General features: G+C 73.7%; 18 protein-coding genes. 13 read left to right on the top strand and 5 right to left on the bottom strand.

Going from position 1 to position 26962, the window contains the following annotated elements; all coding sequences use genetic code 11:
• Window positions 1-863 precede the first annotated feature (863 nt).
• From CCN44_RS21220 to CCN44_RS21195, 6 genes are all read left to right on the top strand, one after another.
• Window positions 864-1634, top strand: coding sequence for an ABC transporter ATP-binding protein (locus tag CCN44_RS21220; protein WP_086698630.1), 771 nt, complete (start codon window positions 864-866; stop codon window positions 1632-1634).
• Entirely contained in the window at window positions 1631-2410 is a 780-nt protein-coding gene (locus CCN44_RS21215) for an ABC transporter ATP-binding protein (protein ID WP_059256156.1), read from the top strand. The genes CCN44_RS21220 and CCN44_RS21215 overlap by 4 nt, the downstream gene beginning before the upstream one ends.
• Complete coding sequence (locus CCN44_RS21210; RefSeq protein WP_059256154.1) at window positions 2407-3303, top strand: branched-chain amino acid ABC transporter permease; 897 nt, start codon at window positions 2407-2409, stop codon at window positions 3301-3303. Before CCN44_RS21215 ends, CCN44_RS21210 begins: the two co-directional genes overlap by 4 nt.
• Entirely contained in the window at window positions 3296-4429 is a 1134-nt protein-coding gene (locus CCN44_RS21205; protein ID WP_086698626.1) for a branched-chain amino acid ABC transporter permease, read from the top strand. The genes CCN44_RS21210 and CCN44_RS21205 overlap by 8 nt, the downstream gene beginning before the upstream one ends.
• Complete coding sequence (locus tag CCN44_RS21200) at window positions 4426-5703, top strand: ABC transporter substrate-binding protein (protein ID WP_086698624.1); 1278 nt, start codon at window positions 4426-4428, stop codon at window positions 5701-5703. Before CCN44_RS21205 ends, CCN44_RS21200 begins: the two co-directional genes overlap by 4 nt.
• A gap of 418 nt (window positions 5704-6121) precedes the next feature.
• Entirely contained in the window at window positions 6122-7270 is a 1149-nt protein-coding gene (locus CCN44_RS21195; protein ID WP_158103134.1) for a carboxylate-amine ligase, read from the top strand.
• Between the two features lie 237 nt (window positions 7271-7507).
• Here the strand turns inward: CCN44_RS21195 and CCN44_RS21190 are convergent, their stop codons facing one another.
• Entirely contained in the window at window positions 7508-8560 is a 1053-nt protein-coding gene (locus CCN44_RS21190) for a Glu/Leu/Phe/Val dehydrogenase dimerization domain-containing protein (protein ID WP_059256146.1), read from the bottom strand.
• A gap of 112 nt (window positions 8561-8672) precedes the next feature.
• On the opposite strand from CCN44_RS21190, the gene CCN44_RS21185 reads away from it, so the two are divergent.
• The gene (locus tag CCN44_RS21185; RefSeq protein ID WP_059256138.1) at window positions 8673-9128 is read left to right on the top strand and encodes an Lrp/AsnC family transcriptional regulator; all 456 of its coding nucleotides are present in this window, start codon (window positions 8673-8675) and stop codon (window positions 9126-9128) included.
• A 15-nt stretch (window positions 9129-9143) separates the two neighbouring features.
• On the opposite strand, the gene CCN44_RS21180 is transcribed toward CCN44_RS21185, so the two are convergent.
• The 3 genes from CCN44_RS21180 to CCN44_RS21170 form a co-directional block, all read right to left on the bottom strand.
• Window positions 9144-11657, bottom strand: coding sequence for a SpoIIE family protein phosphatase (locus tag CCN44_RS21180; RefSeq protein WP_237480896.1), 2514 nt, complete (start codon window positions 11655-11657; stop codon window positions 9144-9146).
• Complete coding sequence (locus CCN44_RS21175) at window positions 11654-15961, bottom strand: hybrid sensor histidine kinase/response regulator (protein WP_086698621.1); 4308 nt, start codon at window positions 15959-15961, stop codon at window positions 11654-11656. Before CCN44_RS21175 ends, CCN44_RS21180 begins: the two co-directional genes overlap by 4 nt.
• Before the next feature lie 369 nt (window positions 15962-16330).
• Window positions 16331-17134 (bottom strand): sulfite exporter TauE/SafE family protein, encoded by an 804-nt coding sequence (locus CCN44_RS21170; protein ID WP_086698618.1) that lies wholly within the window; start codon window positions 17132-17134, stop codon window positions 16331-16333.
• A 102-nt stretch (window positions 17135-17236) separates the two neighbouring features.
• Between CCN44_RS21170 and CCN44_RS21165 the strand changes: the two genes are divergently transcribed.
• From CCN44_RS21165 to CCN44_RS21155, 3 genes are all read left to right on the top strand, one after another.
• Entirely contained in the window at window positions 17237-18064 is an 828-nt protein-coding gene (locus CCN44_RS21165; RefSeq protein WP_059256132.1) for an AraC family transcriptional regulator, read from the top strand.
• A 49-nt stretch (window positions 18065-18113) separates the two neighbouring features.
• Window positions 18114-18902, top strand: a complete 789-nt coding sequence (locus CCN44_RS21160; RefSeq protein ID WP_059256130.1) for an SAM-dependent methyltransferase — start codon at window positions 18114-18116, stop codon at window positions 18900-18902.
• A 113-nt stretch (window positions 18903-19015) separates the two neighbouring features.
• The gene (locus tag CCN44_RS21155; RefSeq protein WP_143649894.1) at window positions 19016-19237 is read left to right on the top strand and encodes a hypothetical protein; all 222 of its coding nucleotides are present in this window, start codon (window positions 19016-19018) and stop codon (window positions 19235-19237) included.
• Between the two features lie 134 nt (window positions 19238-19371).
• Here CCN44_RS21155 and CCN44_RS21150 read toward each other — a convergent pair whose 3' ends face one another.
• The gene (locus CCN44_RS21150) at window positions 19372-20472 is read right to left on the bottom strand and encodes a PP2C family protein-serine/threonine phosphatase (protein ID WP_086698614.1); all 1101 of its coding nucleotides are present in this window, start codon (window positions 20470-20472) and stop codon (window positions 19372-19374) included.
• A 596-nt stretch (window positions 20473-21068) separates the two neighbouring features.
• Here CCN44_RS21150 and CCN44_RS21145 point away from each other — a divergent pair.
• The 3 genes from CCN44_RS21145 to CCN44_RS21130 all read left to right on the top strand — a co-directional run bounded on the left by CCN44_RS21145 (window position 21069) and on the right by CCN44_RS21130 (window position 26898).
• A complete protein-coding gene (locus CCN44_RS21145; protein WP_059256486.1) occupies window positions 21069-23699 on the top strand; it encodes a SpoIIE family protein phosphatase in 2631 nt (876 codons plus the stop codon).
• Window positions 23700-24502: 803 nt separating this feature from the next.
• Complete coding sequence (locus CCN44_RS21140; RefSeq protein WP_086698611.1) at window positions 24503-25525, top strand: LacI family DNA-binding transcriptional regulator; 1023 nt, start codon at window positions 24503-24505, stop codon at window positions 25523-25525.
• Window positions 25526-25779: 254 nt separating this feature from the next.
• On the top strand, window positions 25780-26898 hold the full coding sequence (locus CCN44_RS21130) for a GH12 family glycosyl hydrolase domain-containing protein (RefSeq protein WP_086698608.1): 1119 nt from the start codon (window positions 25780-25782) through the stop codon (window positions 26896-26898).
• The last annotated feature ends 64 nt before the right edge of the window (window positions 26899-26962 follow it).

Here is a 26962-nt window from a genome sequence, read left to right as displayed (position 1 = left end):
CGGCCCGTGCGCGTCCCGTCCGCCGGTGTCTGTCGGAGCCGGTCCGTCCGTCACCCGTGCCCGCTCCTCCCTGTGCGGGAGCGGCCTCGGGACCTGTCCTTCGCCCTCGGCGCGCTCGCCCGCGAGCAGCAGCCCCTCGCCCCGGTCGGTGCGGCGGGCTTCTGCCCCTCGGCGGTTCCGCGGCGGCGGCACGCGCCGGGGCCCGCCCCGATCCCCTCATCCCGTGGGCGGTGCGGACGGGGCGGTCCCGCTGCCGCCGGTCCCCGGCCTCCCCGGCGTGCCGGAGGCGCTGCGCGGGAAGAGCCCGCCGGGCGAGCCGGCACGGTGTCGCGCGCCGGACCGGGCCGCGGCGGACCTCTCGGACCCGCGCGTGCGGGCGGTCGTCCGGGTGGCGCCCGGAGCGGCGGCCTCGTGACCGCGGAGAGCCCGGCCGCGGCAGGGGTGCCGGTGCGGCATCCGCTGGGGCGGAGCGGGCCCGGCCGGCCCGTACACGGTCGGCACCAGGCCGTACCCGGAGCACATCGCACCGCGAGCGGCTGCCCGGCCGGCCCGACGTCCGCCGTGAGGACTTCTCCGCCCCCGAACTCGCCCGCCCGGCAGCCCGGTTGCGGTTCGGCGGGGAGGCGGCCGGTTTCTTCCTGTGCCGCCTCTCCTGACACCCCCCGAACCCGGCCGCCGCCGCTCCTCCCCGGCCCGGAACGCCGTCACCGCTGGGCACCCGCACAGCCGCCCCGCGTCCCCGCTGGGCCGCCGCACCGACCGTGCCCGCGCTCCTGTACCCGCTTCGGCCACCCGTGCTGTCGTGAGCTTCCTTCCCCGCCACGAGCCCGTGCCGCGCGCCGGCCCGGCCCCCAGGAGCCGCGATGCCCGAAGCACCACCGGACGACCCGCCCGCCCTGTACGTCGAGCATGTGGACGTGACGTACGGGCGTGCCGTCTCCGCCCTCCGCGATGTGTCCCTGACCGTGCCGCACGGCCGCGTGGTCGCGCTGCTCGGCGCCAACGGCGCCGGCAAGAGCACGCTGCTGCGTGCCGTGTCGGGCACGCTCCGCCTGCACCGCGGCGCGATCACCGCCGGCCGGGTCCGCTACGGCGGTACCGTCCTGGACGGCCGTGACCCCGTCGCCGCCGTACGGGCGGGTGTGGTCCAGGTGCCCGAGGGACGGCGGGTCTTCGCCGGCCTGACCGTCGACGAGAATCTGCGCAGCGGCGGCCTCGGCCTCGGCCGCCGCGGACCCGCGCAGACGGCCGAGGCCCGCGACCGCGTCTTCACGCTGTTCCCGCGCCTGGCCGAGCGCAGCCGGCAGGCCGCGGGCCTGCTGTCCGGCGGGGAGCAGCAGATGCTGGCCATCGGCCGCGCCCTCATGGCCGCCCCGCGCCTGCTCCTGCTGGACGAGCCCTCGCTGGGCCTCGCCCCGCTCATGGTGGACCGGATCGCCGAGGTGGTCCGCGAGATCCACGCCCAGGGCACCGCCGTGCTGCTGGTGGAGCAGAACGCCGGGATGGCCCTGTCCCTCGCCGACCACGCCCATGTCCTGGAGACCGGGGAGGTACGGCTGTCGGGCCCCGCCTCCGATCTGGCCGGCACGGACGCGGTGCGCCGGCTCTATCTGGGCGAGGAGGGGGCGGCATGACCGTGCCCGGCCTGAGCGTGCGGGACGTCACCGTCCGGTTCGCCGGTCTCACCGCCCTGGACGGCGTCTCCTTCGCCGTCGCGCCCGGCACCGTGCACGCCCTCATCGGGCCCAACGGCGCCGGCAAGTCCACCTGTTTCAACGTGCTCTCCGGTCTGGCCCGCCCCGCCGCCGGCACGGTCCGGCTCGGGGACACGGAGCTGACCCGGCTCGCTCCGCACCGCATCGCCGCGCTCGGGGTGGCCCGCACGTTCCAGAACATCGTCACCACGGCGGGCACGGTCGCCGACAATCTGATGCTCGGCCGGCACCTCCACTCCCGCGCCGGGTTCACCGCGAGCGCGCTGCGCCTGCCGTGGGCGGTGCGCGAACAGCGCGAGCATCTCGCCCGCGCCCGGGAGATCGCCGAACTCACCGGCCTGGGCCCGCACTTCGACAGCCCGGTGGAGCTGCTGTCGTACGGCGACCGCAAACGTGTCGAGCTGGCCCGCGCCCTGTGCCTGGAGCCGCGCGTGCTGCTCCTGGACGAGCCGGTGGCCGGCATGAACGCCGCCGAACGGGCCCGCACCGCCGAGGTGATCGCGCGCGTCCGCGCCGAACTGGAGCTGTCCGTGCTGCTGGTGGAGCACGACATGGGGCTGGTGATGCGCCTCGCCGACGAGGTGACGGTCCTCGACTTCGGCCGCCGGATCGCGCACGGCACCCCCGACGAGGTCCGTCGCGACCCCGAGGTGCTGCGTGCCTACCTCGGCACACCCCGGGAGGGAGCCGCGTGACCGGTCTCCTCGACGACCTGCTGGGCGGCCTCGCCCTGGGTGCCGTGTACGCCCTGGTGGCGCTCGGATTCGTCGTCATCTTCAAGGCGTCGGGCGTCCTGAGCTTCGCCCACGGTTCCCTGCTCCTGTTCGGCGGCTACCTGATCGCCGTCCTGCACGACGACCTGGGCTTCGCCGGCGCGCTCGCGGTGGCCGTCCTCGCCACGGCCCTCCTCGCCGGCGCCCTCGACCGGCTGCTGCTCCAGCGCGGCGATCCCGGCCCGGGCGCCGCGCACGTGCAGACCATCGTCACGATCGGCGTCGACATCGTCCTGCTCACCGAGCTGTCCCGGCGCATCGGCGGCGACCTGCTGCCGCTGGGCGACCCCTGGGGGGACGCGGTGACCGGGCTCGGGCCGGTCACCGTCGCGGACAGCAGACTCGCCGCGATCGTGGTGTCCGCGGTGTCCATCGCCTCCGTCTTCGCCCTGTTCCGCTACACCCGCTGGGGCCTGTCCCTGCGCGCCGCCGGGGAGGACGTGGAGGCGGCCGCGCTGATGGGTGTCCGGCTGTCCCGGGTGCGGACGCTCGCCTGGTGTCTGGCGGGCGGGCTCGCCGCGCTGGCGGCGGTGTTCCTCGCCGCGTTCCCCGCGCCCGGCCTGGAGCGCACCACCGGTCAGATCGCGCTGAAGGCGTTCCCGGCCGCCGTCCTCGGCGGCATGGCCTCCCCCGTCGGCGCGCTCGCCGGCAGCCTCCTCATCGGGCTGACCGAGGCCCTGGTGGCCGGCCACCAGTCCGAACTGAGCCTGCTGGGCGAAGGTTTCGCCGACGTCGCCCCGTACGCCGTGATGGTCCTGGTCCTGCTGGTCCGGCCCACCGGGCTGTTCGGCACGAGAGGAGCGGCCCGTGTCTGACCGCCGCCCGCGCACACCGGTGAGGACGCTCCTGATCGCCCTCGTACTGTGTGTGCCGCCCTTCTACCTGGACGCCTTCTGGCTGCGCGTCGGCCTGTTCTCGGTGGCCGCCGCCATTGGCGCCGTGGGTCTGTCGCTGCTCAGCGGCACCGCCGGCCAGCTCTCGCTCGGCCACGCCTTCTTCCTCGCCGTCGGCGCCTACGGCTACACGTGGCTGGCCGGTGAGCCGGGGCCGGGCCTGCCCACCGCCGTCGCCGCCGTCCTCGCGGTGCTGCTGGCCGGAGCGGCGGGCGGCCTGTTCAGCCCGGTCGCCGGCCGGGTGCGCGGCATCTACCTGGGCGTGGCCACCCTCGCCCTGGTCTTCCTGGGCCACCATGTGCTGCTCACCGCGGACTCCGTCACCGGCGGCTTCAACGGCCGCTCGGTGCCGCCGCTCCGTCTCGGCGGGTTCGGCTTCACGGCCGGCGAGCCCGAACTGACCGTGCTGGGTGTGCCGTTCGGCGCCGAGGAACGCCTGTGGTACCTGGCCCTGGCGCTGCTCGGGCTGACCTGGTTCACCGCCCGCGGCCTGCTGCGCTCCCGGCCCGGCCGGGCGCTCGCCGCGCTGCGGGACAGCGAGACCGCCGCCGCGGTGCTGGGGGTGGACGTGGCCCGCCACCGTGCGGCGGCCTTCGTCGTGTCGTCGATGTACGCGGGGACGGCCGGGGTCCTGCTGGCCCTGGCCTTCCGCCGTATCGTCCCCGACTACTTCTCCCTCGCCCTCTCGGTGGACTACCTCGCCATGATCGTGCTCGGCGGCCTCGGTTCCGTCGCCGGGGCCACGGCGGGCGCGGTCTTCGTCACCGCGCTGCCCCTGCTGCTCAGCCGTTATGCCGACCAGCTGCCCCTGGTGGCCGCGCCCGGCACCGCGGACGGCGCGGTCGGCCCGACGGAAGCGGCCCGCTTCCTCTACGGCGCCGCCGTCGTCGTCGTCCTCCTCCACGCCCCCGACGGCCTGCACGGCCTCACCCGCCGCCTGCGCGACCGCTTCCGGGCGGCACGCCGGTCCGGGCCGGGATCCGGGCCGCACGCCCGTCCTTCCGCGCCGCCCATCGCACCCGTACGACCCGAGGAGCACACCCCGTGAACACCCCGCACCCCGGACACCGCGCCACCACGGCCGTCCTCGCCGCGGCCCTCGCCCTGCTGGTCGCCGCCACCGGATGCAGCGCCAAGGCGGACGGCGGCAGCGGCGGCCAGGACGCCGACGGCGTCCGCACCGGCCCCGGCGTCTCCGCCGAGACCATCCGGCTCGGCGCCCTCACGGACCTGACCGGCCCCTACGCCACCCTCGGCAAGAGCATCGTGCAGGCCCAGCAGATGTGGGCCGACGAGACCAACGCCGCCGGCGGCATCTGCGGCCGCAAGGTCGAGATCACCGTCAAGGACCACGGCTACGACGTGCAGCGGGCGGTCGCCGCCTACGCCGACATCTCCCCGGACGTCGTCGCCCTGCCCCAGGTCATCGGCTCCCCGGTGGTGGCCGCCCTGCTCGACGACGTCCAGCGCGATCACCTGCTGACGTTTCCGCAGGCCTGGGCCGCCTCCCTGCTCGGCAAGGAGTCCGTGCAGGTGGTCGGCACCACCTACGACCTCGACATGATCGCCGCCGTCGACTTCCTGACCCGCACCCGGGGCGTGCGGAAGGGCGACACCATCGGCCACGTGTACTTCGAGGGCGACTACGGCGCCAACGCGCTGGAGGGTTCCTCCTGGGCGGCGCGGAAGGCGGGGGTGAAGGTGGTCGGGCAGAAGATCAAGGCGACCGACACCGACCTGTCCGCGCAGGTCTCCGCGCTGCGCAAGGAGGGCGTGAAGGCGATCCTGATCAGCGCGGGGCCCGCGCAGACCGCGTCCCTCGTCGGCGTCGCCGCCTCCCGCGGCCTGCGCGTCCCGGTGGTCAGCAGCGCGCCCGGCTTCGCTCCGCAGCTGATGAAGACCCCGGCCGCGCCGGCCCTGGCCGCCCTCCTCCATGTGGTCAGCTCCGCGCCCGCGGTCAGCTCCGAGCTGCCCGGCGTACGCCGGATGGTGACGGCCTACCGGAAGAAGTACGCCGGCTCCCCCGTCGACTCCGGCGTGCTGTCCGGCTACAACGCCGCCCAGCTCCTCGGTGCCGGCCTGAAGAAGGCCTGCGCCGCCGGGAGTCTCGCCCGGGAGGACGTGGTGAAGGCGCACCGCGCGCAGGAGAACGCCGACACCGGTCTGGGCGTCCCGCAGGACTTCTCCGACGTGGACCGTCCGGCGAGCCTGTCCACGTACGTGCTCAAGCCGGACGCGAAGGCGCTGGGCGGTCTGGTGGGCGCGGAGGAGGCGCACCGGATCCCGGGCGCGGAGGAGTACCTGAAGGCCCGGCGCTCCTGAAGGACCCGCTCCTGCCCCCCGTGCGGCCGGACGGCACCGGGTGGTGCGTCGGAGTTCGGCCACGCGGTGGCGAGCCGTCAGGCCGCGTGCGGTGCGGTGGATCTGTGTGGGACCTGGGCCGGCAGGGGCGCACCGTACGGGAACCGCCGCCGGACCTGCGTCTTCTCGGGACGGCGTGGTCGCCGGCGGCGCCCGGGGCAGGGGCGGCGGGCGCGCCCTGATGGTGACTGGGTTGGCGCTTGCCGTGCGCTCGGCGCCGGGACGAGCATGAGGGACCCCGCCCGCTGTTCGACAGGGAGTGGCCCCATGTCTCCGAACGCGACAGCAGTGATCGAGGGCCGCGCAGAGCCCGTGCCGTGCGGATGTCGGTGTCCCGTGTCTTCCGGAAGGGCTGGTCGTGCCAGAGCCGTTTGATGCCGTGACCCCTGTCCCCGCCGGTACGCCCGCGTCTCCGGCGGAGGTGACCGCACCGCCGACGGTCGGCGTGGAGGAGGAGTTCGTCCTGGCCGCGCGGCACAGCAGGGCGGCCGTGCACCGGGCCCCCGCCGTGGTGGGTGCCGCGCGCGTTCGCCTCGGCGCGCCGCATGTCACGGTGGAGGTCTCGCAGGCCCAGGTGGAGACCGTCAGCGCGGTGTGCCGTACCGCCGAGGGCCTGGCGGCGGAAATCGTCCGGCTGCGCAGCGGCGCGGCCGCGGCGGCGGCCGAGTACGACTGTCTCCTGGTGCCCACCGGCACCGCGGTCCTCGGCCGGCCGGGCCCGCCGCCCGTCGTGGACAAGGCGCGCTACCGGGCCTTCGCCCGGCGCTTCGGGCCGCTGGCCCACGACCAGGGGGTGAACGCCTGCCACGTGCACGTCGGGGTGGCCGACCGCGAAGAGGCCGTACGGTCGATCAACCACGTGCGGGGCTGGATGCCCCTGCTGCTGGCCGTCACCGGCAACTCCCCGTTCAGCGACGGGACGGACACCGGCTACGCGAGCTGGCGCTCCGTGGTCTGGGGCCGGTGGCCGGTGGCGGGTCCGCCGCCCTACCTGCACAGCGCGGCCCACTACGAGCGTGTCGTGGGCCACCTCGTGGCCTCCGGGGCGGCGATGGACCCGGCGATGGTCTACTGGCACGTCCGCCCCTCACCGCACCTTCCCACGGTGGAGGTGCGCGTCGCCGACGTGCTGCCCGATCCCGCGGCCACCACGGCGTACGCGCTCCTCGTCCGCGCCCTCGTCGGCTGCGCGGTGGACGCGGTGCGCGCCGGTGAACCCGCGCCCGCCGTCCCCGACCTGCTGCTGCGGGCGGCGTGCTGGCAGGCCGCCCGGCACGGGACGCACGGCACCCTGCCCGCGACCCACACCCATGACTGCGCCCCCACGTCCGTCGGCCGGCTGGTCGAGGAGCTGTGGAAGCGTGTCGAGCCGCACCTCAGCCGCTACGGCGACGACCGGTGGGTCGGCGACTGGCTGAGCGAGGTCCAGCGCCAGGGCCCCGGCTCCGCGCGCCAGCGACGGGTCGCGGACCAGCACGGGGGCCGTCTCCAGGCCGTCGTCGACGAACTCGCCGTCGAACCCCGGTGACCCGGGCGGAGGCCCGCGCGACCGCGGCCCTCCCAGGGGGTGCCCGGGGCGTACCGGTGCCGGGGCCTGTCGTCCGGTTCAGGCCGGCGGTCAGGTGCGGCGCCTGCCGGCCCGCCCGGGGCGGGGCCCGGTGCGCGCGGCTGCGGGGATCCCCCGCCGTGGGGGGCGTGGCGGCCGACGACGACGCACAGGCGAGTGCCAGGTGCCGCGACGCCGGGAGGATCCGGACGACGGGCGCTAGGCCGCGGATCGGCCGGCAGGGTCGGCGGCGGCCAGACGCTGCCGGACCAGTGCGGTCGCCGCCTGTGCCGGGCTCAGGTCCTGGGCGTCCGCGGTGGTCAGCAGGTCGGTGACGGTGTGCTCGATGGCGTCGACGCGGGCGCGCGCCTCCTCGGCGGAGAGGCGGTGGACCTCGACGCTGACGGCGTGGACGACCCCGCCCGCGCTCGCGACGTAGTCCGGCACCCAGAGGACGCCGCGCCGGTGCAGCAGGTCGGCGACATCGGGCGTGGCGAGCTGGTTGTTGGCCGGCCCGACGACGGCGTCGCAGCGCAGCCGTGTCACGCTCTGCCGGGTCAGGCAGGAGCCGAGGGCCGCGGGGACCACGATGTCGACGGGCGCGGCGAGGATCTCGTCGGGCGCGACCCAGTCGGCGCCCAGCTCGTGGCCGGTCTTCCGCTTGTCCTGGTCGACGTCGGTCACCGTCAGCGCGGCGCCCTCGGCCGCGAGCAGCCGGGCGAGTTCCGTGCCGACACGGCCCAGGCCGGCCACGGCCAGCCGGCGTCCGTCCAGGCTCGCGGTGCCGTACAGCCGCCGGCTGACGGCCCGCAGGGCGGCGAGCGTCCCCCGCGCGGTGTGCGGGGAGGAGTCGCCGCTGCCGCCCAGACGCGCCGGCCGGCAGAACACGTGCCGGGTGGTCGTGCCGATCACCGCCATGTCGTCCGGGCCCGTTCCGACATCGGGTCCGGTGGCGTACGTGCCGCCCAGCGACTCGACGGTGTCGGCCACGTCCTCCAGGACGTCACGGCGCCGGTCCGGGTCCAGCACCATGCCCTCCGGCAGGGCCACGACCGCTTTCCCGCCGCCGCTGGGCAGCCCCGCCACGGCGAACTTCGCGGTCATCGCCGCCGACAGGCGCAGCGCGTCGGTGAGGCCGTCCCGCCAGTCGGGGTAGTGCCACAGCCGCAGGCCGCCCGCCGCCGGGCCGAGTGCCGTGGAGTGGACGGCCACGATCACCGGCAACCGGGACCGGCGACCGGAACGGACCACGACCTGCTCGTGATCGAGCATGACTGCATCCTCCTGTCATTCGTCCAGCTGGATGCCCTCACAGTGCCTGAACGAGCCGCTGTCCGGGGACTTCGCCGAACGAATGGGTGAAGATGGGCTAGGGTCGCCGACCGTGGACGAACTTGATTCGGAGATTGTGCGGCTGCTCCAGACAGATGCACGGCAGTCCAACCGCGAACTCGCCCGGCAGCTCGGCATCGCCCCCTCCACCTGCCTGGAACGGGTCCGGGCGCTCCACCGCCGGGGCGTCATCCGCGGCTACCACGCGGACATCGACCCGGCCGCGCTCAACCGCGGGGTCCAGGCGCTGGTGTCGGTCCGGGTACGCCCGCTCAGCCGGACCGTCATCGACGCGTTCAAGACCTTCGCCGGGAAACTGCCGGAAGTCCTGCACGTGTTCGTGCTGTCCGGAGACGACGACTTCCTCCTCCATGTCGCCGTGCAGGATCTCGACCGCCTGCACGCCTTCCTGACGGACCAGCTCAGCAAGCGCGGCGAAGTCACCGGCTTCCGCACCTCGGTCATCTTCCAGCAGGTGAGCAACACCGCCCCCACCCGCCTTCCGTGACCTCTCAGGCGCCGCTCACGACACCTTTACGCCGATGAGGCAGGTGTCGTCGTCGGTGTCCGACTTGCTGTACAACAGCAGCCGGTCCAGGCGCCGTTCGAGCGAGGAGGCGGGGTCCTGGGCCACGGCGAGCAGCTGGGTCAGCGACTCCTGGACGGCGGTGTCCCTGCGCTCGACGAGACCGTCGGTGTACATGAGCAGCGTGTCCTCGGGTTCGAGCTGGAGCTCCTCCTCCTCGTACTCGGCCTCCGCGAGGGCCCCCAGCAGGAGTCCACGGATCACGGGCAGGGTGGTGGCCTCCTGCCCACGGACGAGGACCGGCGGCAGATGACCGGCCCTGGCCCAGCGCAGAACGCGGGTCTCGGGGTCGTACACGCCGCACACCGCGGTCGCGGTGACCTGTTCGGTGAGGTGGTGGGCCACGATGTTGAGCCAGGACAGCAGCTGGCCGGGGCCGGCGCCGGTGACGGCGAGGCCGCGCATGGCGTTGCGCAGCACCACCATGCCCGTCGCGGCCTCTATGCCGTGTCCCGCGATGTCGCCGACGCAGAGCAGGACGCGTTTGTTGGGCAGGACGACGGCGTCGTACCAGTCGCCGCCGACCAGAGCCTCCGACTCCGCGGGCCGGTAGCGCACCGCGACCTGGAGTCCCGGCGCGTCGAGCGGGGCGCGGGTCGGGGGCATGATGGCGTGCTGCAACTGCAGCGCCAGCCGGTTGCGCTCGGCCGACTCCTGTTCGGTCTGGGCCAGTTGGTCGCGGGTGGCGGCGAGGGCCACCTCGGTCCAGTGCTGGGAGGAGATGTCCTGGTAGGCGCCGCGTACGGCGAGGAGCCGGTCGTCGGCGTCGAGGACGGGTTCGGCGATCACCCGGATGTGGCGGGTGACGCCGTCGCGGCGCTGGAGGCGGAACGCGGTCGACGTGGCGCGCCGGTGGTGCAGTACGGCCTGCAGGAAGCGGCCGATGGCGACGGCGTCGTCCGGGTGCACATGCTCGGCGAGGTCCTGGAGGGACACGGGCGCCTCGCTGACGGCTCGTCCGTAGAGGGCGAAGAGCTGCCCGTTCCAGGTGATCTCACCGGTGACGAGGTTCTCCTCGAAGGCGCCGACGCGTCCGAGGCGCTGCGCGTGCTGGAGCAGGCTGGCGAGCCGCGCGGTCTCGTCCTCTATGCGCCAGATGAGCAGGACGCTGTCGCCGTGCCGGCTGATGCTGAGGTCGGCGACGGCCGACAGCGGCACCTGGTCGACGAGCGCCGTCAGCGTCATGCGCTGGGCGCGGAAGGGCTCGCCGGTCGCGTAGACGCGTTCGATCTTCTCGAAGAGTTCGCTGTCGCCGGCGGCCATCGGGTAGGCCTCCAGCAGCAGGGCTCCGTCCACGGCGCTGCGGGGCCGCCCCGCGGGGTCCACGAAGCAGCTGTTGGCGTGGCGGATCCGGAAGTCGGCGAGGTTTCCCTCGGGGTCGAGGTGGGGGGTGAGGACGAGGGCGGGGTCGTAGAGGCCGTCGGAGAGGTCGATGAGTTCCCCGACGTCTCCCGGTTCGCGTGCGCCCGCCGGGTTCCGGACGGCCGTCGGCAGGCTTTCGAGCGTGTGGGCGCACAGTTCGGCCAGGGCCTCGATCTGGCGGACGATGGCCGGCGGGTGCGGTGCGAGCGGTTCCGGCCAGCAGATCTCCAGGACCCCGTGGATCCGGCCTCCGGTGCCCGCGGGCAGCGCGACGCGACCGCCGTCGAGGAACTCGGCGCGGCCGATGGTGGGCAGCCCCACCGCCGCGAGGGAGTCGACGCGTACGGTGCGCCGCTCGCCGAGGGCCTGGCGGGCCACGGTGACGACCCCGGGCGGTACGTACCGCCAGCGGTCCGCCTCGTCCGCGCTGAAGCCGGCGTGACCGCACAGGGTCAGGGAGGCGTCGGAGCCGGCGGTCCACACGGCGACGGCGCTCGCCCCGAGCGGGGCGAGCGCGTGTGCCAGGAGGGACTCCGCGACGGCCTGGGTGTCGCCGGCGGCGAGCGCGGCGCTCTCGGCGGTACGCAGCCGTACGGCGACGGACGCGCCGGCCGCCGCGCCCGGGGAGGCCTGTCCGCTGGCCTGCCGGACGAAGTCCTCCGCCACCTCGGCGAGGTGGTCGCGGGCAGCCTGGTTGACGATGTCGGCGGCCAGTTCCAGCGGGGACACACCGGCCTCGTGGGCCAGCTCGGTCAGCTGCCGTGCCGCCTGGGCGGGCCCGCAGCGCAGCCGCTCGACGAGCACGCCTTTGGCCATCTCCACCAGGGCGCGGCCCTCGGCCGCGGCGTGCGCGGCGCGCACCTCGGCGCGCAGTCGCTCCACGGTGGCGGCCAGGCGGCCGACGGCGGAGCCCCGCCGGGGGTGGGCCGGCGCCTGCGGGTGCAGGGCGTCGGCGGGCAGGAGGCCCGCCTCCGCCGACGTGATCACGTGTGCCGCGGCGATGTCGCGGAGGGGGACGGGCGGCTGGTCGCCCGCCGGGTCCGGCGGGCGGACGGTCTCCTCGCCGTCGGTGTTCTCGGCGGAGGTCATGACACTCCCTGGGCGTCGTCCTGGGGCTTCACCCAGCGGCGGATGCAGGCGATGAGGTCATGGGCGTCGACCGGCTTGGTGACGTAGTCGCTGGCGCCGGAGGCGAGGCTCTTCTCCCGGTCGCCGGGCATGGCCTTGGCGGTGACCATGATGATGGGCAGATCGGTGTGTTCGGGCATCTGCCGGATCCTGGCGGTGGCGGCGTAGCCGTCCATCTCGGGCATCATGACGTCCATCAGGATCAGGTCGATGTCCGGGTGGTCGAGGAGCGCTTCGATGCCCTTGCGGCCGTTCTCCGCGTGGAGGACGTCGATGCCGTGGAGTTCGAGGATGCCGCTGAGGGCGTAGAGGTTGCGGGCGTCGTCGTCGACGACGAGCACGGTGCAGCCGTGCAGCGAGTCGTCGACGGTCTCCGACGGCTGCGGCGGGGTCTTCTCCGCACGGACCAGGGGCACCACGGCGCCCGGCTGCTCGGCGGACAGGTGCAGGGCGATCCGCTCGCGCAGTTCGTCGAGGCTGGAGAGCAGTTCCAGGGGGCGCGTGCGCGCCCGGTCCTGCAGCGTCCGTTCGTATTCCGCTTCCAGGCGCCGGTGGTTGTGCGCCAGTACGGGGACGCTGCGCAGGGCCGCGTCGCCGTCCATCGCGTCGAGGAAGTGCAGTGCCTCGCCGTCGGCCATGTCGAGTTCGAGGACGACGCAGTGCACGGGAGCGGTCGCCAGGATGCTGGCCGCGTCCCGCGGTCCGACCGCCGTCATCACTTCGAAGGGTTCCCGGTCGTGTCCGCCGGCGAGTTCGCCGACGGCGCTCTCGGCGACGAGGGACAGCAGTCCGCGCGGGCGCTCCTCGATGACCAGCAGTCTGCGCGGCCTGCGGGGCTCGCTCTGCGGGCCGGGCGAGCGCCGGCTCTCGCTCGCCGTCTCCGCGGCCGGGCGGCCGGTGGCGGGGGCTCCCTCCGCCGTACGGCCGGCCTCGTGCTCGAAGTCGGCGCGGGTCACCGGCAGGTACAGCGTGAACGTACTGCCCTGTCCGGGGGTGCTCTCCGCGGTCAGGGCGCCGCCGAGCAGGTGGGCGATCTCGCGGCTGATCGACAGGCCGAGGCCGGTGCCGCCGTACTTGCGGCTGGTGGTGCCGTCCGCCTGCTTGAACGCCTCGAAGATGGCTTCGAGGTGCTGTTCGGCGATGCCGATGCCGGTGTCCTTCACGCGGAAGGCGAGGACGGCGCCGTCGCGCTGCGCGGCGGCGGGCAGGGCGTTCTCCGGGGCCGTCTCGATGCGCAGTTCCACGCTGCCCCGCTCGGTGAACTTGACCGCGTTGGAGATCAGGTTCCGCAGGACCTGCCGCAGCCGGGAGTCGTCCGTGATCAGTTCGGACGGCACGCCGGGGGCGGTCGTGATCGTGAAGTCGAGGCTCTTCTGGGTGGTCAGCGGCCGGAAGGTGGCCTCGACGTAGTCCACGAGCTGGACGAGCGCGATCCGCGTCGGGGAGACGTCCATCTTGCCCGCCTCGACCTTCGACAGGTCCAGGATGTCGTTGATCAGCTGGAGCAGGTCGGAGCCGGCCCCGTGGATGGTCTCGGCGAACTCGACCTGCTTCGGGGAGAGGTTGCCCTCGGCGTTGTCGGCCAGCAGCTTCGCCAGGATGAGCAGCGAGTTGAGCGGGGTGCGCAGTTCGTGGCTCATGTTGGCCAGGAACTCCGACTTGTACTTGGAGGCGAGGGACAGCTGCTGGGCGCGGTCCTCCAGTTCCTGACGCGCCTGTTCGATCTCCAGGTTCTTGGCCTCGATGTCGCTGTTCTGCGCCGCGAGCAGCGCCGCCTTCTCCTCCAGTTCGGCGTTGGAGCGCTGCAGTTCTTCCTGCTGGACCTGGAGTTCCTCGGAGCGCGCCTGGAGTTCCGCGGCGAGCCGCTGGGACTCGCCGAGCAGTTCGTCGGTGCGGGCGTTGGCGAGGATGGTGTTGACGTTGACGCCCACCGTCTCCATCAGCTGTTCGAGGAAGTCCCGGTGGACGGGGGTGAACGCGGTGAACGAGGCGAGTTCGATGACGCCGAGCACCTGGTCGTCGACGACGATCGGCAGCACGATCAGGCTGCCGGGGGCGGTGCTGCCGAGCCCGGAGGAGATCGTGACGTAGTCGCCGGGCACGCCGTCGGCGGCGATGACACGCCTGCTGCGGGCCGCCTGGCCGACCAGCGACTCCCCCAGCTTGAAGCGGCGGGTCGCTCCGTCGCCGGCGGGGCGGCCGTACGAGCCGACGAGTCGCAGTTCCGTGCCGTCCGGGGTCTCCTCGGCGAGGTAGAAGGCGCCGTACTGGGCCGAGACCAGCGGCGTCAGCTCGTCCATCACGAGTTCGGCCACGACCGCGAGGTCACGGTGGCCCTGCATCAGGCCGGAGATCAGGGCGAGGCTGGACTTCAGCCAGTCCTGTTCCTGGTTGGCCCGGGTCGTCTCGCGCAGGGAGCCGACCATCGCGTTGATGTTGTCCTTGAGTTCGGCGACCTCGCCGGAGGCGTCGACGGTGATGGAACGGGTGAGGTCACCCTCGGCGACCGCGCTGGCGACCTCGGCGATGGCCCGTACCTGGCGGGTGAGGTTTCCCGCGAGTTCGTTGACGTTCTCGGTGAGGCGCTTCCAGGTGCCGGACACGCCCTCGACCTCGGCCTGGCCGCCGAGCCGGCCCTCGCTGCCCACTTCGCGGGCCACTCGCGTGACCTCGGCGGCGAAGGAGGACAGCTGGTCGACCATCGTGTTGATCGTCGTCTTCAGCTCAAGGATCTCGCCCCGGGCGTCAACGTCGATCTTCTTCGACAGGTCTCCCTTGGCGACGGCCGTGGTGACCAGGGCGATGTTGCGCACCTGCCCGGTCAGGTTGTTCGCCATGAAGTTCACGGACTCCGTGAGGTCCTTCCAGGTGCCGGCGACGTTCGGCACCCGGGCCTGCCCGCCGAGCCGGCCCTCGGTACCGACCTCGCGGGCCACCCGGGTGACCTCGTCGGCGAACGCGGACAGCGTGTCGACCATGGTGTTGATGACCGCGGCGAGTTCGGCGACCTCGCCCTTGGCCTCGACCGTGATCTTCCGGGAGAGGTCGCCGCGGGCCACGGCGGTGGCGACCTGCGCGATGGACCGCACCTGGTTGGTCAGGTTGGAGGCCATCACGTTGACGTTGTCCGTGAGGTCCTTCCACGTGCCCGAGGCGCCCCGCACGGTGGCCTGCCCGCCGAGGTTGCCCTCGGTTCCCACCTCGCGGGCGACGCGGGTGACCTCGTCGGCGAACGCGGACAGCTGGTCGACCATCGTGTTGATGGTCTCCTTCAGCTCCAGGATCTCGCCCCGCGCCGTCACCGTGATCTTCTGCGACAGGTCGCCCTGCGCCACCGCCGTGGCGACCTGGGCGATGGAACGGACCTGCGCGGTGAGGTTGCCCGCCATGAAGTTGACGGAGTCAGTCAGGTCCCGCCACGTGCCCGACACGCCCTTGACATCGGCCTGCCCGCCGAGGATGCCCTCCGTGCCCACCTCGCGGGCCACCCGGGTCACCTCCTCGGCGAACGCGGACAGCTGGTCGACCATCGTGTTGATGGTCTCCTTCAGCTCCAGGATCTCGCCCCGCGCCGTCACCGTGATCTTCTGCGACAGGTCGCCCTGCGCCACCGCCGTGGTGACCTGGGCGATGTTGCGCACCTGCGCGGTGAGGTTGCCGGCCATGGAGTTGACGGAGTCGGTCAGGTCCCGCCAGGTGCCGGACACGCCCTTGACGTCGGCCTGCCCGCCGAGGTTACCCTCGGTTCCCACCTCGCGGGCGACCCGGGTGACCTCCTCGGCGAAGGACGACAGCTGGTCGACCATCGTGTTGATGGTCTTCTTCAGCTCCAGGATCTCGCCGCGCGCGTCCACGTCGATCTTCTGGGACAGGTCGCCCTTCGCGACCGCCGTGGCCACCTGCGCGATGTCACGCACCTGGGTGGTCAGGTTGCCCGCCATCGCGTTGACCGAATCGGTCAGGTCGGCCCAGGTGCCGGAGACGCCCGGAACCCGGGCCTGGCCGCCGAGGGTGCCCTCCGTGCCCACCTCGCGGGCGACCCGGGTCACCTCGGAGGTGACGAGGGAGAGTTGGTCCACCATGCCGTTGAACACGGTGGCGATCTCGCCCAGCAGGCCGTCCGCACCGTCCGGCAGGCGGGTGCCGAAGTCGCCGTCGCGGACCGCCGTCAGTCCGGCCAACAGCTGCCGCAGCTCCGGCTCCCCCACCTTGCGCGCGCGGCTGCGCGGTACCGGACGCACATCGTCGACCGTCGTCTCAGCCATGACCAATCCTCGTTGATTACCAGGAGTTCCGCCGGCATGCGGGACACCGTCACGGCCCTCGACGGACCGCCCCCTCGACGCCGCACGACATCGTCCGGATCATTGTCGTATAGCAAATAAGATGCAGAGTACCCCGCCGCGATCGGTGGTGAAAGCCAGGCCAGGCACGGCCGTGCATGCCGACGATCTTTCTGCCACACCTCCCTCCGCACTGTCCAACGCGTGCCGCGTCCCTCGGCCGCGAGCGCGGCCGGAGCTTGACCTGCTGCCCCGTCCGGCGGGATGCACGCATGAAACGAGGGCCTGACGTTGTGTCAGCTCGTGCGGAGAGTGCGCCGCGCGGCCCCGGACGGAACGCACGGCCGGGCCTCAGACGCCCAGGGACACCGTCACGATCAGGACCAGCAGGAGCAGCAGGACGTAGGCGACGGAGTGGACGCGGTCGGGGACGCGGCCGGTGATCCGCCTGGCCACGGCGATGGCGGGCAGCGAGCCGAGGAGCAGGGCGGCGCCGGCGGTGAGATCGACGTAGCCGAGCTGTCCCGGGCCTGCGGCCGTGGTGGGGGCTACGGCGTAGACGAGGGTGCCGGCCACGGCGACGGGGACGCTGAGGGGGTTCGCCAGGGCGGTCGCCTCGGCCATGGGAAGGCCCCTGCGACGCAGGAGGGGGACCGTCATGACGCTGCCGCCCACGCCCAGGGCCGCGGCCACCAGGCCGATGCCCATGCCGCCGAGGGTGGTGGTGGCCCGGCCCAGCGGCTCGGGACGCGGCCGGTGCGCCACGGAGAGGAAGCCCTCGCGCAGGAGACTGTCGGTGATCGTCACCAGCAGGTAGGCGGCGAACAGCAGACGCAGCGCCGTGTCGCCGAGCGCGGTGGCGGCGAGGGACCCGGCGGCGGCGCCGATCGCGATGTACGCCGCCAGCGGCCAGACGTACGCGCGGCGCAGCCGGCCCTGCCGCCCTTGCGCGAGTGCCGCCGTCGCGGCGTTCACGAGCATGACCGCGGCCGAGGTGGCCACCGCGACGTGCATGGCGTCTCCAGGACGTGCCGTGGCGGTCAGGACGCCGTGGACGACGGGGACCGTGACGAAGCCGCCGCCGAAGCCGAAGAGCACGGTGGTGACGCCGGTCAGGCAGCCGAAGCACAGGAGGGTGAGGAAGGAGGTCTGCACGGGTGCGACGCTAGGGATCACGGCTCCTGGCGGACAATCGATGAGGCGCCGACTTCCTACGCGCAGCGGACAGGACCGTACCGTCCCGCGTACGCTCGCGGCATGCGCAACGTCCCGGTCGCGGAGGTGGACGATCTCGATCGCGCGGTGCTGGCCATCGGCACCGACTACCCTCCTGACCACCTGCTCGTCTGGCACGCACACCGCCGTGCCCAGGTGCTGTACGCGGCCACGGGCGTCATGCGGGTCGAGACGGCGGACGGCAGTTGGACGATTCCCACCGCCCGTGCGGTCCTGATTCCGCCCGGGACCCGGCACCAGGTCGCGATGACGGGGGTCAGCACCCGCAGCCTCTACATCGAACCGGCCGCCGTGCCGTGGTTCCCCGCCCGCTGCCGGGCCGTCGACGTCTCCCCCCTGCTCCGGGCGCTGATCCTGGAGGCCGTCGAGATGGAGCCGCGCTACCCCGCGCACAGCCGTGACGCCGCGGTCGCCGATCTGCTCCTCCACGAGCTGCGGAACCTCGCCCCGCTGCCGCTCGACCTGCCGCTGCCGGCCGATCCCCGGCTGCGCGGCCTGTGCGAGGCGTTCCTGCGGCGGCCGGACGTCCATGACCCGCCCGCGCGGTGGTGCGCGGCGCTCCACATCAGCGAACGCACCCTCGCCCGCCTGTTCCGGCGCGGCACCGGCCTGAGCTTCTCGCAGTGGCGGCAGCGTGCCTGTGTCCTGCACTCCCTGCGGCACCTCGCCACGGGCACACCCGTCACGCGGGTCGCGGCCATGCTGGGCTACGACAACCCCGCCGCCTACACCACCGCGTTCAGAAAGCTCCTCGGCCGGCCGCCGACGGCGTACCGGGGCGCCGAGGCCACCGGCGCGCAGGCGGCCGCGCCGGGCCGCGCGGCGACGCCCCCTCGTCCGCCCGAGTAGGATGATCGAACTCACTGCCCGAACCGCTCATCCGCGCACCGGAGTTGTCATGACGACCGAGTCACCGTCGCCCCTGGCGATCGACACCAGCAAGGCGCATCCCGCGCGGGTCTACGACTGGCTGCTGGGCGGCAAGGACAACTACCCGATCGACGAGGCCGTGGGCGAGCGGCTGCCGGCCGAGGCGAGGGACGCGGCACGGCAGAACCGTGCGTTCATGCACCGGGCCGCGGCCTGGCTCGCCGCGCAGGGCATCGACCAGTTCCTGGACATCGGCACGGGCATCCCCACCCAGCCCAATCTCCACCAGATCGTGCAGGGCATCGTCCCGTCGGCGAAGGTCGTCTACACCGACAACGACCCCATCGTCCTGCGCCACGCCGAGGCCCTGCTGGTCAGCAGCGCCGAGGGGGTCACCGACTACGTCCAGGCCGATGTGCGGCAGCCGGAGTCCATCGTCCGGCACGCCCGGCAGGTCCTGGACTTCACCCGCCCGATGGCGCTGTCGCTGATCGCGCTGATGCACTTCATCACCGATGAGCAGGACGCCCACGGGATCGTCCGCAGGCTGGTCGACACGCTGCCCCCAGGCAGTTACCTGGTGCTGTCGCACGCCGCGTCCGACCTGTATCCGGAACTCGCCGCACAGGTCACCGCCGAGTACGCCAAGGGCGGCATCCAGCTCGCATTCCGGTCGCGCGCGGAGGTGGAGCGCTTCTTCGACGGCCTCGACCTCGTGCCGCCCGGCCTGGTGACGGCCACGGAGTGGAGCGCCTCGGCCGCGGACGCGGAACCGGAGGGCAGCGGCATCTACGCGGGGGTCGCCCGCATCCCCTGACCGGTGCCGCGCCCGTCCGCGCCCCCGCCTGCCCCGGGCCGCCGTCCTTCCCTGTGACGGCGGCCCGTGGCTCTGCGTGCGCGCAGGGGTGCTTGAGGCGGCGGCCGTACGGCGTGCGGGACACGGATCCGGGGGCGACGATGCGGGCCCGGGGCGAGGACCGGCGCGCCCGGTCACGGGCCCGGCGGACGCTCTTCGGGACGCTGGTGCACCGGGTGGGCGCGGAGCGAGCCGTCGGCCGCGCACCGGACCTGGTTCCGGTGCGCGCGGCGGACGGGGCGGACGAGTTCCTGGTCGATCTGCCGTGCGCGGGGCTCTTCGCCCCCACGCGGTGACGAAGCCGCGCGGCGACGGCGGGGCGCGCGCGTGCGGGTGCGGGTGCACGGACACCGGCGAGGCGTGGCGGCGGGTACGGCCGGGCCCGGACGGTTTCCGGCCGCCCGCACCGTCTGCTGAGCCGAGGCCCGGCTCATCCGGCCGGGGACGGCGGCGGAACGGAGGGCGCGTGGGCGGGGAGGCAGACGGCGAGCGCCGCGATGTCGTCCTCCAGCCGGTCGCCGCTGTAGGCCATCAGATCATGATGGAGCCGCTCCAGCAGCTCCCGGGGCGGCAGCGAGCACCAGGCACGGAGGCGCTGGAGCAGGGGGTAGAAGGCGCCGTCCGCGTCGCGCGTCTCCGTGATGCCGTCCGTGTACAGCAGGAGCTGGTCGCCGGGCCGGAAGGAGTAGGTGTCGACGTGGTACGGCTCCCCGACCAGCATGCCGAGGTTGAGCGGCGGAGCCGAACGGCCGCTGTCCAGTTCCCGCGCCTGTCCGTCCCGGATGCGGACGGGGGGCGGATGGCCGCAGTTGACGACGCGGACCAGCGGCTCCTCGGCGGGGATCTCGGCGAACACCGCGGTGACGAACCGCTCGCCCACCTCGCCTCCGCCCAGCAGTGCCGCCCTGCGGTCCATGCTGGTCTCCACCCGGTCGGCCAGCGCGGGCAGATCGGGCTCGTCGTGCGCCGCCTCGCGGAACGCGCCGAGCAGGGCCGCGGCCGTCTCCACCGCGAGCAGGCCCTTGCCCCGGACGTCGCCGATGAGCAGCCGGACCCCGTACCGGGTGGGGACGGCCTCGTAGAGGTCGCCGCCGATGCGGGCCTCCGCCGCGGCGGACAGGTAGAGGCTCTCCAGCTGTAGACTGCCGATCCGGTGCGGGACCGGTCTCAGCAGGACCCGCTGGGCGATGTCGGCCACGAACCGGACGTCGGCCAGGGTGCGCTCCCGGTGCGTGCGGTGCGCGGCGAGGATCGTGCCGAGGACGCCCACCAGAGCGGTGCAGACGTAGGCGGCGACGTAGTGGCGGTCCCACAGGTAGCCGACCGAGCGGCCCGCGCAGCACGGGGTGCCGGCCAGGACGCCTTCCATGACGATGGCGAACACCGTGGTGCCGGCGACGACGGCCGGTCCGTGGGCGAAGGCGGCGACCAGGGGCAGGGCGATCAGCACGAAGCTCACCGGCCACTCCACCGGCGTCGCCGGCTCCAGCAGCAGGAGGGCCGCGACGTACAGGACCGGTAGCCACCGCATCCACGCCGGAGGCGCCGGCAACTGCGTCCGCGCACCGGCGCCGTCCTCCGGCTCCCGACCGGTATGTCCAGGTTTCGGCATACGTGGTCTGCGCACACGGACTCCTGTCACGGCAACTCGACAAGACGTCCAGCCTGGTCGGCCGCGCGGCGACGCGCCAACGATTGCTCCACTCCACGGCATGTTCCACCACGGCCGGGGAGTGCGGGGCGGGAAGCCGCGCGCGACCCTCCCCGCCGGGCGCGACGCGGGGGCGCCAAGCCTGATGACCGCGCCCCGGCCATCGGCGTCAGGAGCGCGCCGGAGCGGCGGTGGGCGCCCTGCGCTGGTGGTGCGCGCCCCGCGTGCGCAGGGGGCGTCTCGCAGGACGTTCACGGTGCCTGCGCCATCCGCGGGCACACCGGTCGCCGAGCACGGAGGTCCAGTGCTAGAAAAGGGAGATGAGCGGACGTTCCCGCTGGCCATGGGCGAGCGCGGCGCCGCCGCCCGGCACACGTGGGTCATCCGATCCGTCCCGTAGACGAAGGCCCTGGCCGTCACGCGGACGCCGCCTCTCGTCGTCCCTGAGCGTCCGCACGCTCGCCGCGCAGGTGTTCGTGCTCCAGGCGCTGATCATGCTGCTGCTGGTCGCGGTGGCGTCCGCCGCCCTGGTGGTGCAGGGGCTCTACGACGCCGAGCGCAGCGCCGCGGACCGGTCCCTGGCCGCGGCGGAGGCGTTCGCGCACGCCCCCGGGACGGCGCTCGCGCTGCGGTCGCCGGATCCGACGGCCCGGCTGCAGCCGGCCGCGGAGCAGGCGCAGAAGGGCGCCGGCGTCGATTTCATCAGCGTCCTGGACAAGCACGGCGTCCGCCTCACCGACCCCGATCCCGCCCTGATCGGCACGAAGGCCCAGGGCGTCGGCCGGGCCGCCGCGGGTGAGGCGTTCACCGAGACGTTCCACGGCCGGCCGACCGACGCCGTCCGCGCGGTCGTCCCGGTGACGGACGCGAGCAGGCGTGTGGTCGGCATGGTCACCGCCGGGATCCAGTACGCCAACGTGGGCCATGTGCTGCACCGGCAGCTGCCGCTGCTGCTCGGCGCGGCGGCGGGGGCGCTCGTCCTGGCGACCGGCGGCGCGGCTCTGGTCAGCCGCCGCCTGCTGCGGCAGACCCACGGGCTGGGGCCGGCCGAGATGACCCGGATGTACGAGCACCACGACGCGGTGCTGCACGCCGTGCGCGAAGGGGTGCTGATCGTCGGCGGCGACGGGCGGGTCCGGCTCGCCAACGACGAGGCGCAGCGGCTGCTGGACCTGCCCGGGGACGTCGACCAGCGGCAGGTGCGGGAGCTGGGGCTGGGGCCGCGGCTCACGCGGTTGCTGGAGTCGGAGGAGACGGCGACCGACGAGGTGATCCCGGCCGGGGACCGGCTGCTGGCGGTGAACATCCGGCCCACCGCCCCGTTCGGCGGCGTTCAGGGGCTGGTCGCCACCTTCCGTGACACCACGGAGCTGCAGGCGCTGTCCGGCCAGGCCGAGGTGGCGCGGGGCCGGCTGTCCTTCCTGTACGAGGCGGGCGTGCGGATCGGCACCACACTCGACGTGCAGCGTACGGCGGAGGAGCTGTCCGAGGTGGCGGTCCCCCGGATGGCCGACTTCGTCACCGTGGAACTCCTCGACTCCGTGCTGCGCGGCCAGGAGCCGTCGAGCGCGGTGCGCGAGATGCGTCGTACCGCGCTGCGCGCGTCGCAGAGCGGGCATCCTTTGCAGCCGGTGGGCGATGTGATCCGGTTCGTGATGGCCGACACGCCGATGGTGGCGGCCCTGCGCCGGGGCAAGGCCGTCCTGGTGCCCGACCTGCACACCGCCCAGGACTGGCGGGCGCAGGACCCCGAGGGTGCCCAGCGGGCGCTGGACTACGGCATCCACTCGCTGATCGCGGTGCCGCTGCGGGCTCGCGGGGTGGTCCTCGGCATGGTCAACCTCTGGCGTGGTGCGGGCGCTCTCCCGTTCGACGAGGAGGACGTCGCCGTGGCCGAGGAGCTGGTGGCCCGGGCCGCCGTCGCGATCGACAACGCGCGCCGGTACTCCCGCGAGCACGAGCTGGCGGTGACGCTGCAGCGCAACCTGCTGCCGCTGGGCCTGCCGGAGCAGGACGCGCTGGAGATCGCCTCGCGCTATCTGCCGGCGCGCTCGGGTGTGGGCGGCGACTGGTTCGACGTCATCCCGCTGCCCGGTTTCCGGGTGGCCCTGGTCGTGGGTGACATCGTGGGGCACGGGTTGCAGGCCGCGGTGACCATGGGGCGGCTGCGTACGGCCGTACTGAACTTCTCCTCGCTGGACCTGGCCCCGGACGAGCTGCTCGGCCACCTCGACGAGATGGTGACCCGGCTGGACACGCAGTCCGCGACCGCCGACGACGACCGGGTGCCGCTGACCGGGGCCACCTGCCTCTACGCCATCTACGATCCGGTCGGCGGGCACTGCACGCTCTCCCGCGCCGGGCACCTCGCACCCGCCGTGGTGGACCCCGAGGGCAGGGTGACCTTCCCCGACCTTCCCCTCTCGCCGCCGCTGGGCGTGGGCGGGCATCCCTTCGAGTCCGGTGAGCTGGACCTGCCCGAGGGCAGCCGTCTCGTCCTGTTCACGGACGGCCTGATCGAGAACCGCGGACGGGACATCGACGAGGGCCTGGCGATGCTCTCCGCGGCCATCGCCCATCCGGACCGGACGCCGGAGGAGACCTGCCGGGCCCTGGTGGAGACGATGCTGCCCCTGCACCCCCGGGACGACGTGGCGCTGCTGGTCGCCCGGACCCGGCTGCTCGCCCCCTCGTGCGTGGCGACCTGGGACGTCCCGTTCGACGTCGAGGCCGTGCCCCGGGTGCGCCGGGAGGTGAGCCGACGGCTCGCCGACTGGGGGCTGGAGGGGACGGCGTTCGCCACGGAGCTGATCCTCAGCGAACTGCTCACCAACGCCCTCCGCTACGGCGCTCCGCCCGTGCGGGTCAGGCTGCTGCTGGGCCGCACCCTGGTCTGCGAGGTGTCGGACGGCAGCAACACCTCGCCCCGGCTGCGCCGCGCGGCCACCACCGACGAGGGAGGCCGCGGTCTGTTCCTGGTCTCCCAGTTCGCGGACATCTGGGGGACCCGCTACGCGGCGCGGGGCAAGGTCATCTGGGCGGAGCAGACGCTGGACAGCGTCCCGGAACCGGATCCGTCGGCCCTGTTCGACTTCATGGAACTCTGACGCGGACCGGGCCGGGGGCGCGCGACGGTGCGGCGGCGTCATGGGGGGCGAAGGCGGGGACCGCGAACTGGGCGCGCCCGGTCCTGCGCGGTGCCTGGTGTGCGCGAAGAGTCGGCCCGGCAGCTACGGCAAGGCGACCTGGGCGACGAACCGCTGCCCCGGCAGGCCGGCCAGGGCTCCCGCGGACCGAGGCACGGACGGCACCACGCCGGGCACCGGATCCGGACGCGGACGCGCTCACCCGGCGGTGCGACGGCCCAGGCGGACCCGCCCCCCGGGGTGCACTCCGGCGACCCGCGGGCGGTGGCGGAGCAGCCGGGATCGTCCATGCCGTACGGAGGGCCTCCGCCCGGGCGACACCGGGCACCGGATCCGGACGCGGACGCGCTCACCCGGCGGTGCGACGGCCCGGGCGAATCCGCCCCCCGGGGTGCACTCCAGCGGCCCGCAGGCGGTGGCGGAGCAGCCAGGATCGTCCATGCCGGCCTCCGTCCGGGCGCCGGCGGCGGTCGGCGCGACCAGGTGGGCGCCGGAGACCGTACCGAGCGTGGCGACCTCGCGGGCGCTGCGCGCCGCTGCACAGCCTCGGCGCCGGCGGCGTGCGAACCCTGTGCGGCATGGAACCGTGGTCTGTCCGGTCGGGCAGTCCGGCCGCGTCCACCGGTCGTCCCCGCACCCCTCGCGCTCCGGTCCGGCGGTGATCGTATACGCCGCGCCGCCCGCCCCGCGTTCGGCCGAAGACATGCTGTGCGCCCGCCGTCGCGTGCCCCGTAATATCGGTGATCTCGTGGGGGGAGGTGGTCATGGGCAAGCGGCGTCCTGGCACGCCGACGCTGGAGGAGGTGGCCGCTCACGCCGGAGTGGGCCGGGGCACGGTCTCCCGCGTCGTCAACAACGAGGCGGGCGTGAAGGAGTCGACACGCCGGGTGGTGCAGCAGGCCATCGCGGAACTGGGCTACGTGCCCAATCTCGCGGCCCGCTCGCTCGCCGGACGGCGCGCCGACGCCGTCGCGCTCGTCATGACGGAGCCGGACTGGCGGATGTTCGCGGAGCCGTTCTTCTCGGAGATCGTCACCTCGCTCGGCGACGCCCTGACGGACACCGGGATGCAGCTGCTGCTGACGCTGGTCCGCTCGGACCCCGAGCGGCGGCGCTTCCTGGAGTACGCCCGCGGCGGCCGGGTCGACGGGGTGCTGCTGATGTCCGTGCACGCCGACGATCCGCTGCCCGACATGCTCGCCGAGGCCCGGCTGCCGACGGTCCTGCTGGGCCGCCGCTCGGCCGACGAGCACGTCAGCTACGTCGACGCGGACAATGTCGGCGGTGCCCGCAGCGCGGTCGCCCACCTGCTGGAGTCGGGCCGGCGGACGATCGCCACGATCACCGGGCCGCTCGACATGTACGTCGCCCAGTGCCGGCTGCGCGGCTACCGCGAGGCCCTGGCCCAGGCCGGGCTGGAGGCGCTGCCGTCCTGGGTCGCCGAGGGCGATTTCACCGAGGAGAGCGGCCGGCGCGCCATGGAACGGCTGATCGAGCGGCATCCGGAGATCGACGGTGTGCTCGCCGCCTCCGACACCACGGCCGCCGGGGCCCTGCAGGCGCTGCGCGCGGCGGGCCGCCGGGTGCCGGAGGACGTCGCCGTCATCGGCTTCGACGACTTCCCGCTGGCCGAGCGGACCCAGCCCCGGCTGACCACCGTACGGCAGCCGCTGGAGGAGATCGGGCGGGCCATGGTCCGGCTGCTCCTGGAGGAGGTCGAGGAGTCGTCCGTGGCGTGGCGGCATGTGATCCTCCGTACGGAGCTGGTGGTGCGCGACTCGGCCTGAGAGGCGCTGCCGCACCGGCCGCTCGGTGACTCGGCCGGCACTTCGGGAGCGCTCCCAGCGCGGGACGGCCGCGCAGGCGCCCCGCTCCGACCTGCGGCTTCGAAAGTTCTTCGACGCTTCCTCCGCCCTCAGTCTTGTCAGGGACATGGACTCTCCCTAGAGTCCCAGCCCAACGGGGGAAATGGGAGCGCTCCCATCCCTGCGCACATGGGAGCGCTCCCGCACTGTGCTCCACCGTCATGGAGAGGACCCGCATGCGACCGTCCAAGCACCATGTCCGTGGCACGCGCGGCCTGCTGGGCGTGCTCCTCACCGCCCTGGCAGCGCTGGCGGCGCTGCTCACCGTCGCTCCGGCGGCGCAGGCCGACACCACGATCTGCGAACAGTACGGGTCGACGACGATCCAGAACCGCTACGTCGTCCAGAACAACCGCTGGGGCACCAGCGACACCCAGTGCATCTCGGTCACCGACTCCGGATTCCGCGTCACACAGGCCGACGGCTCGGTGCCGACGAACGGTGCCCCGAAGTCGTACCCGTCCGTCTTCAACGGCTGCCACTACACCAACTGCTCGCCCGGAACCAACCTTCCGGCCCGGCTCGGCACCATCTCCAGCGCGCCCACCAGCATCTCGTACACGTACGTGAGCAACGCCGTGTACGACGCCGCGTACGACATCTGGCTCGACCCCACGCCCCGCACCGACGGCGTCAGCCGGACGGAGATCATGGTCTGGTTCAACAAGGTGGGTCCCGTCCAGCCCGTCGGCTCGCAGGTCGGCACCGCCACCGTGGCCGGGCGCCAGTGGCAGGTGTGGTCCGGGAACAACGGCTCCAACGACGTCCTGTCCTTCGTCGCGCCGTCGGCGATCACCAGCTGGAGCTTCGACGTCATGGACTTCGTCCGGCAGGCCGTCTCCCGGGGGCTCGCGCAGGACAGCTGGTACCTGACCAGTGTGCAGGCCGGTTTCGAGCCCTGGCAGAACGGCGCCGGCCTCGCCGTGAACTCCTTCTCCTCCACCGTCAACACCGGCAGCGGCGGCTCCGGCGGCTCGACGGCCTGCAAGGTGGCGTACGCGACGAACGTCTGGCCGGGCGGCTTCACCGCCGACGTCACCGTCACCAACACCGGCTCCTCCCCCGTCAACGGCTGGAAGCTGGCCTTCACCCTGCCGTCCGGGCAGCAGATCAGCAGCGCCTGGGGCGCCACCGTGACACCCTCCTCCGGCGCGGTCACGGCGAGCGCTCTCGCCCACAACGCGCAGATCGCGCCCGGCGGCCAGGTGTCCTTCGGGTTCCAGGGCAGCTACGGCGGCACCTTCGCCAAGCCCGCCGGCTTCAGCCTGAACGGGACCGCCTGCACCACCGCGTGACACCCCCACCCGCTCCGGGACCCGCTCGTCCCGCACCCGACGATCGGGCGGGTCCCGGCTCCAC

Source organism: Streptomyces tricolor (assembly GCF_002155905.1).
Classification (GTDB): domain Bacteria; phylum Actinomycetota; class Actinomycetes; order Streptomycetales; family Streptomycetaceae; genus Streptomyces; species Streptomyces tricolor.
Note: the sequence above shows the minus strand (reverse complement) of the source record. Positions and strands in the feature narration are given on the sequence as shown.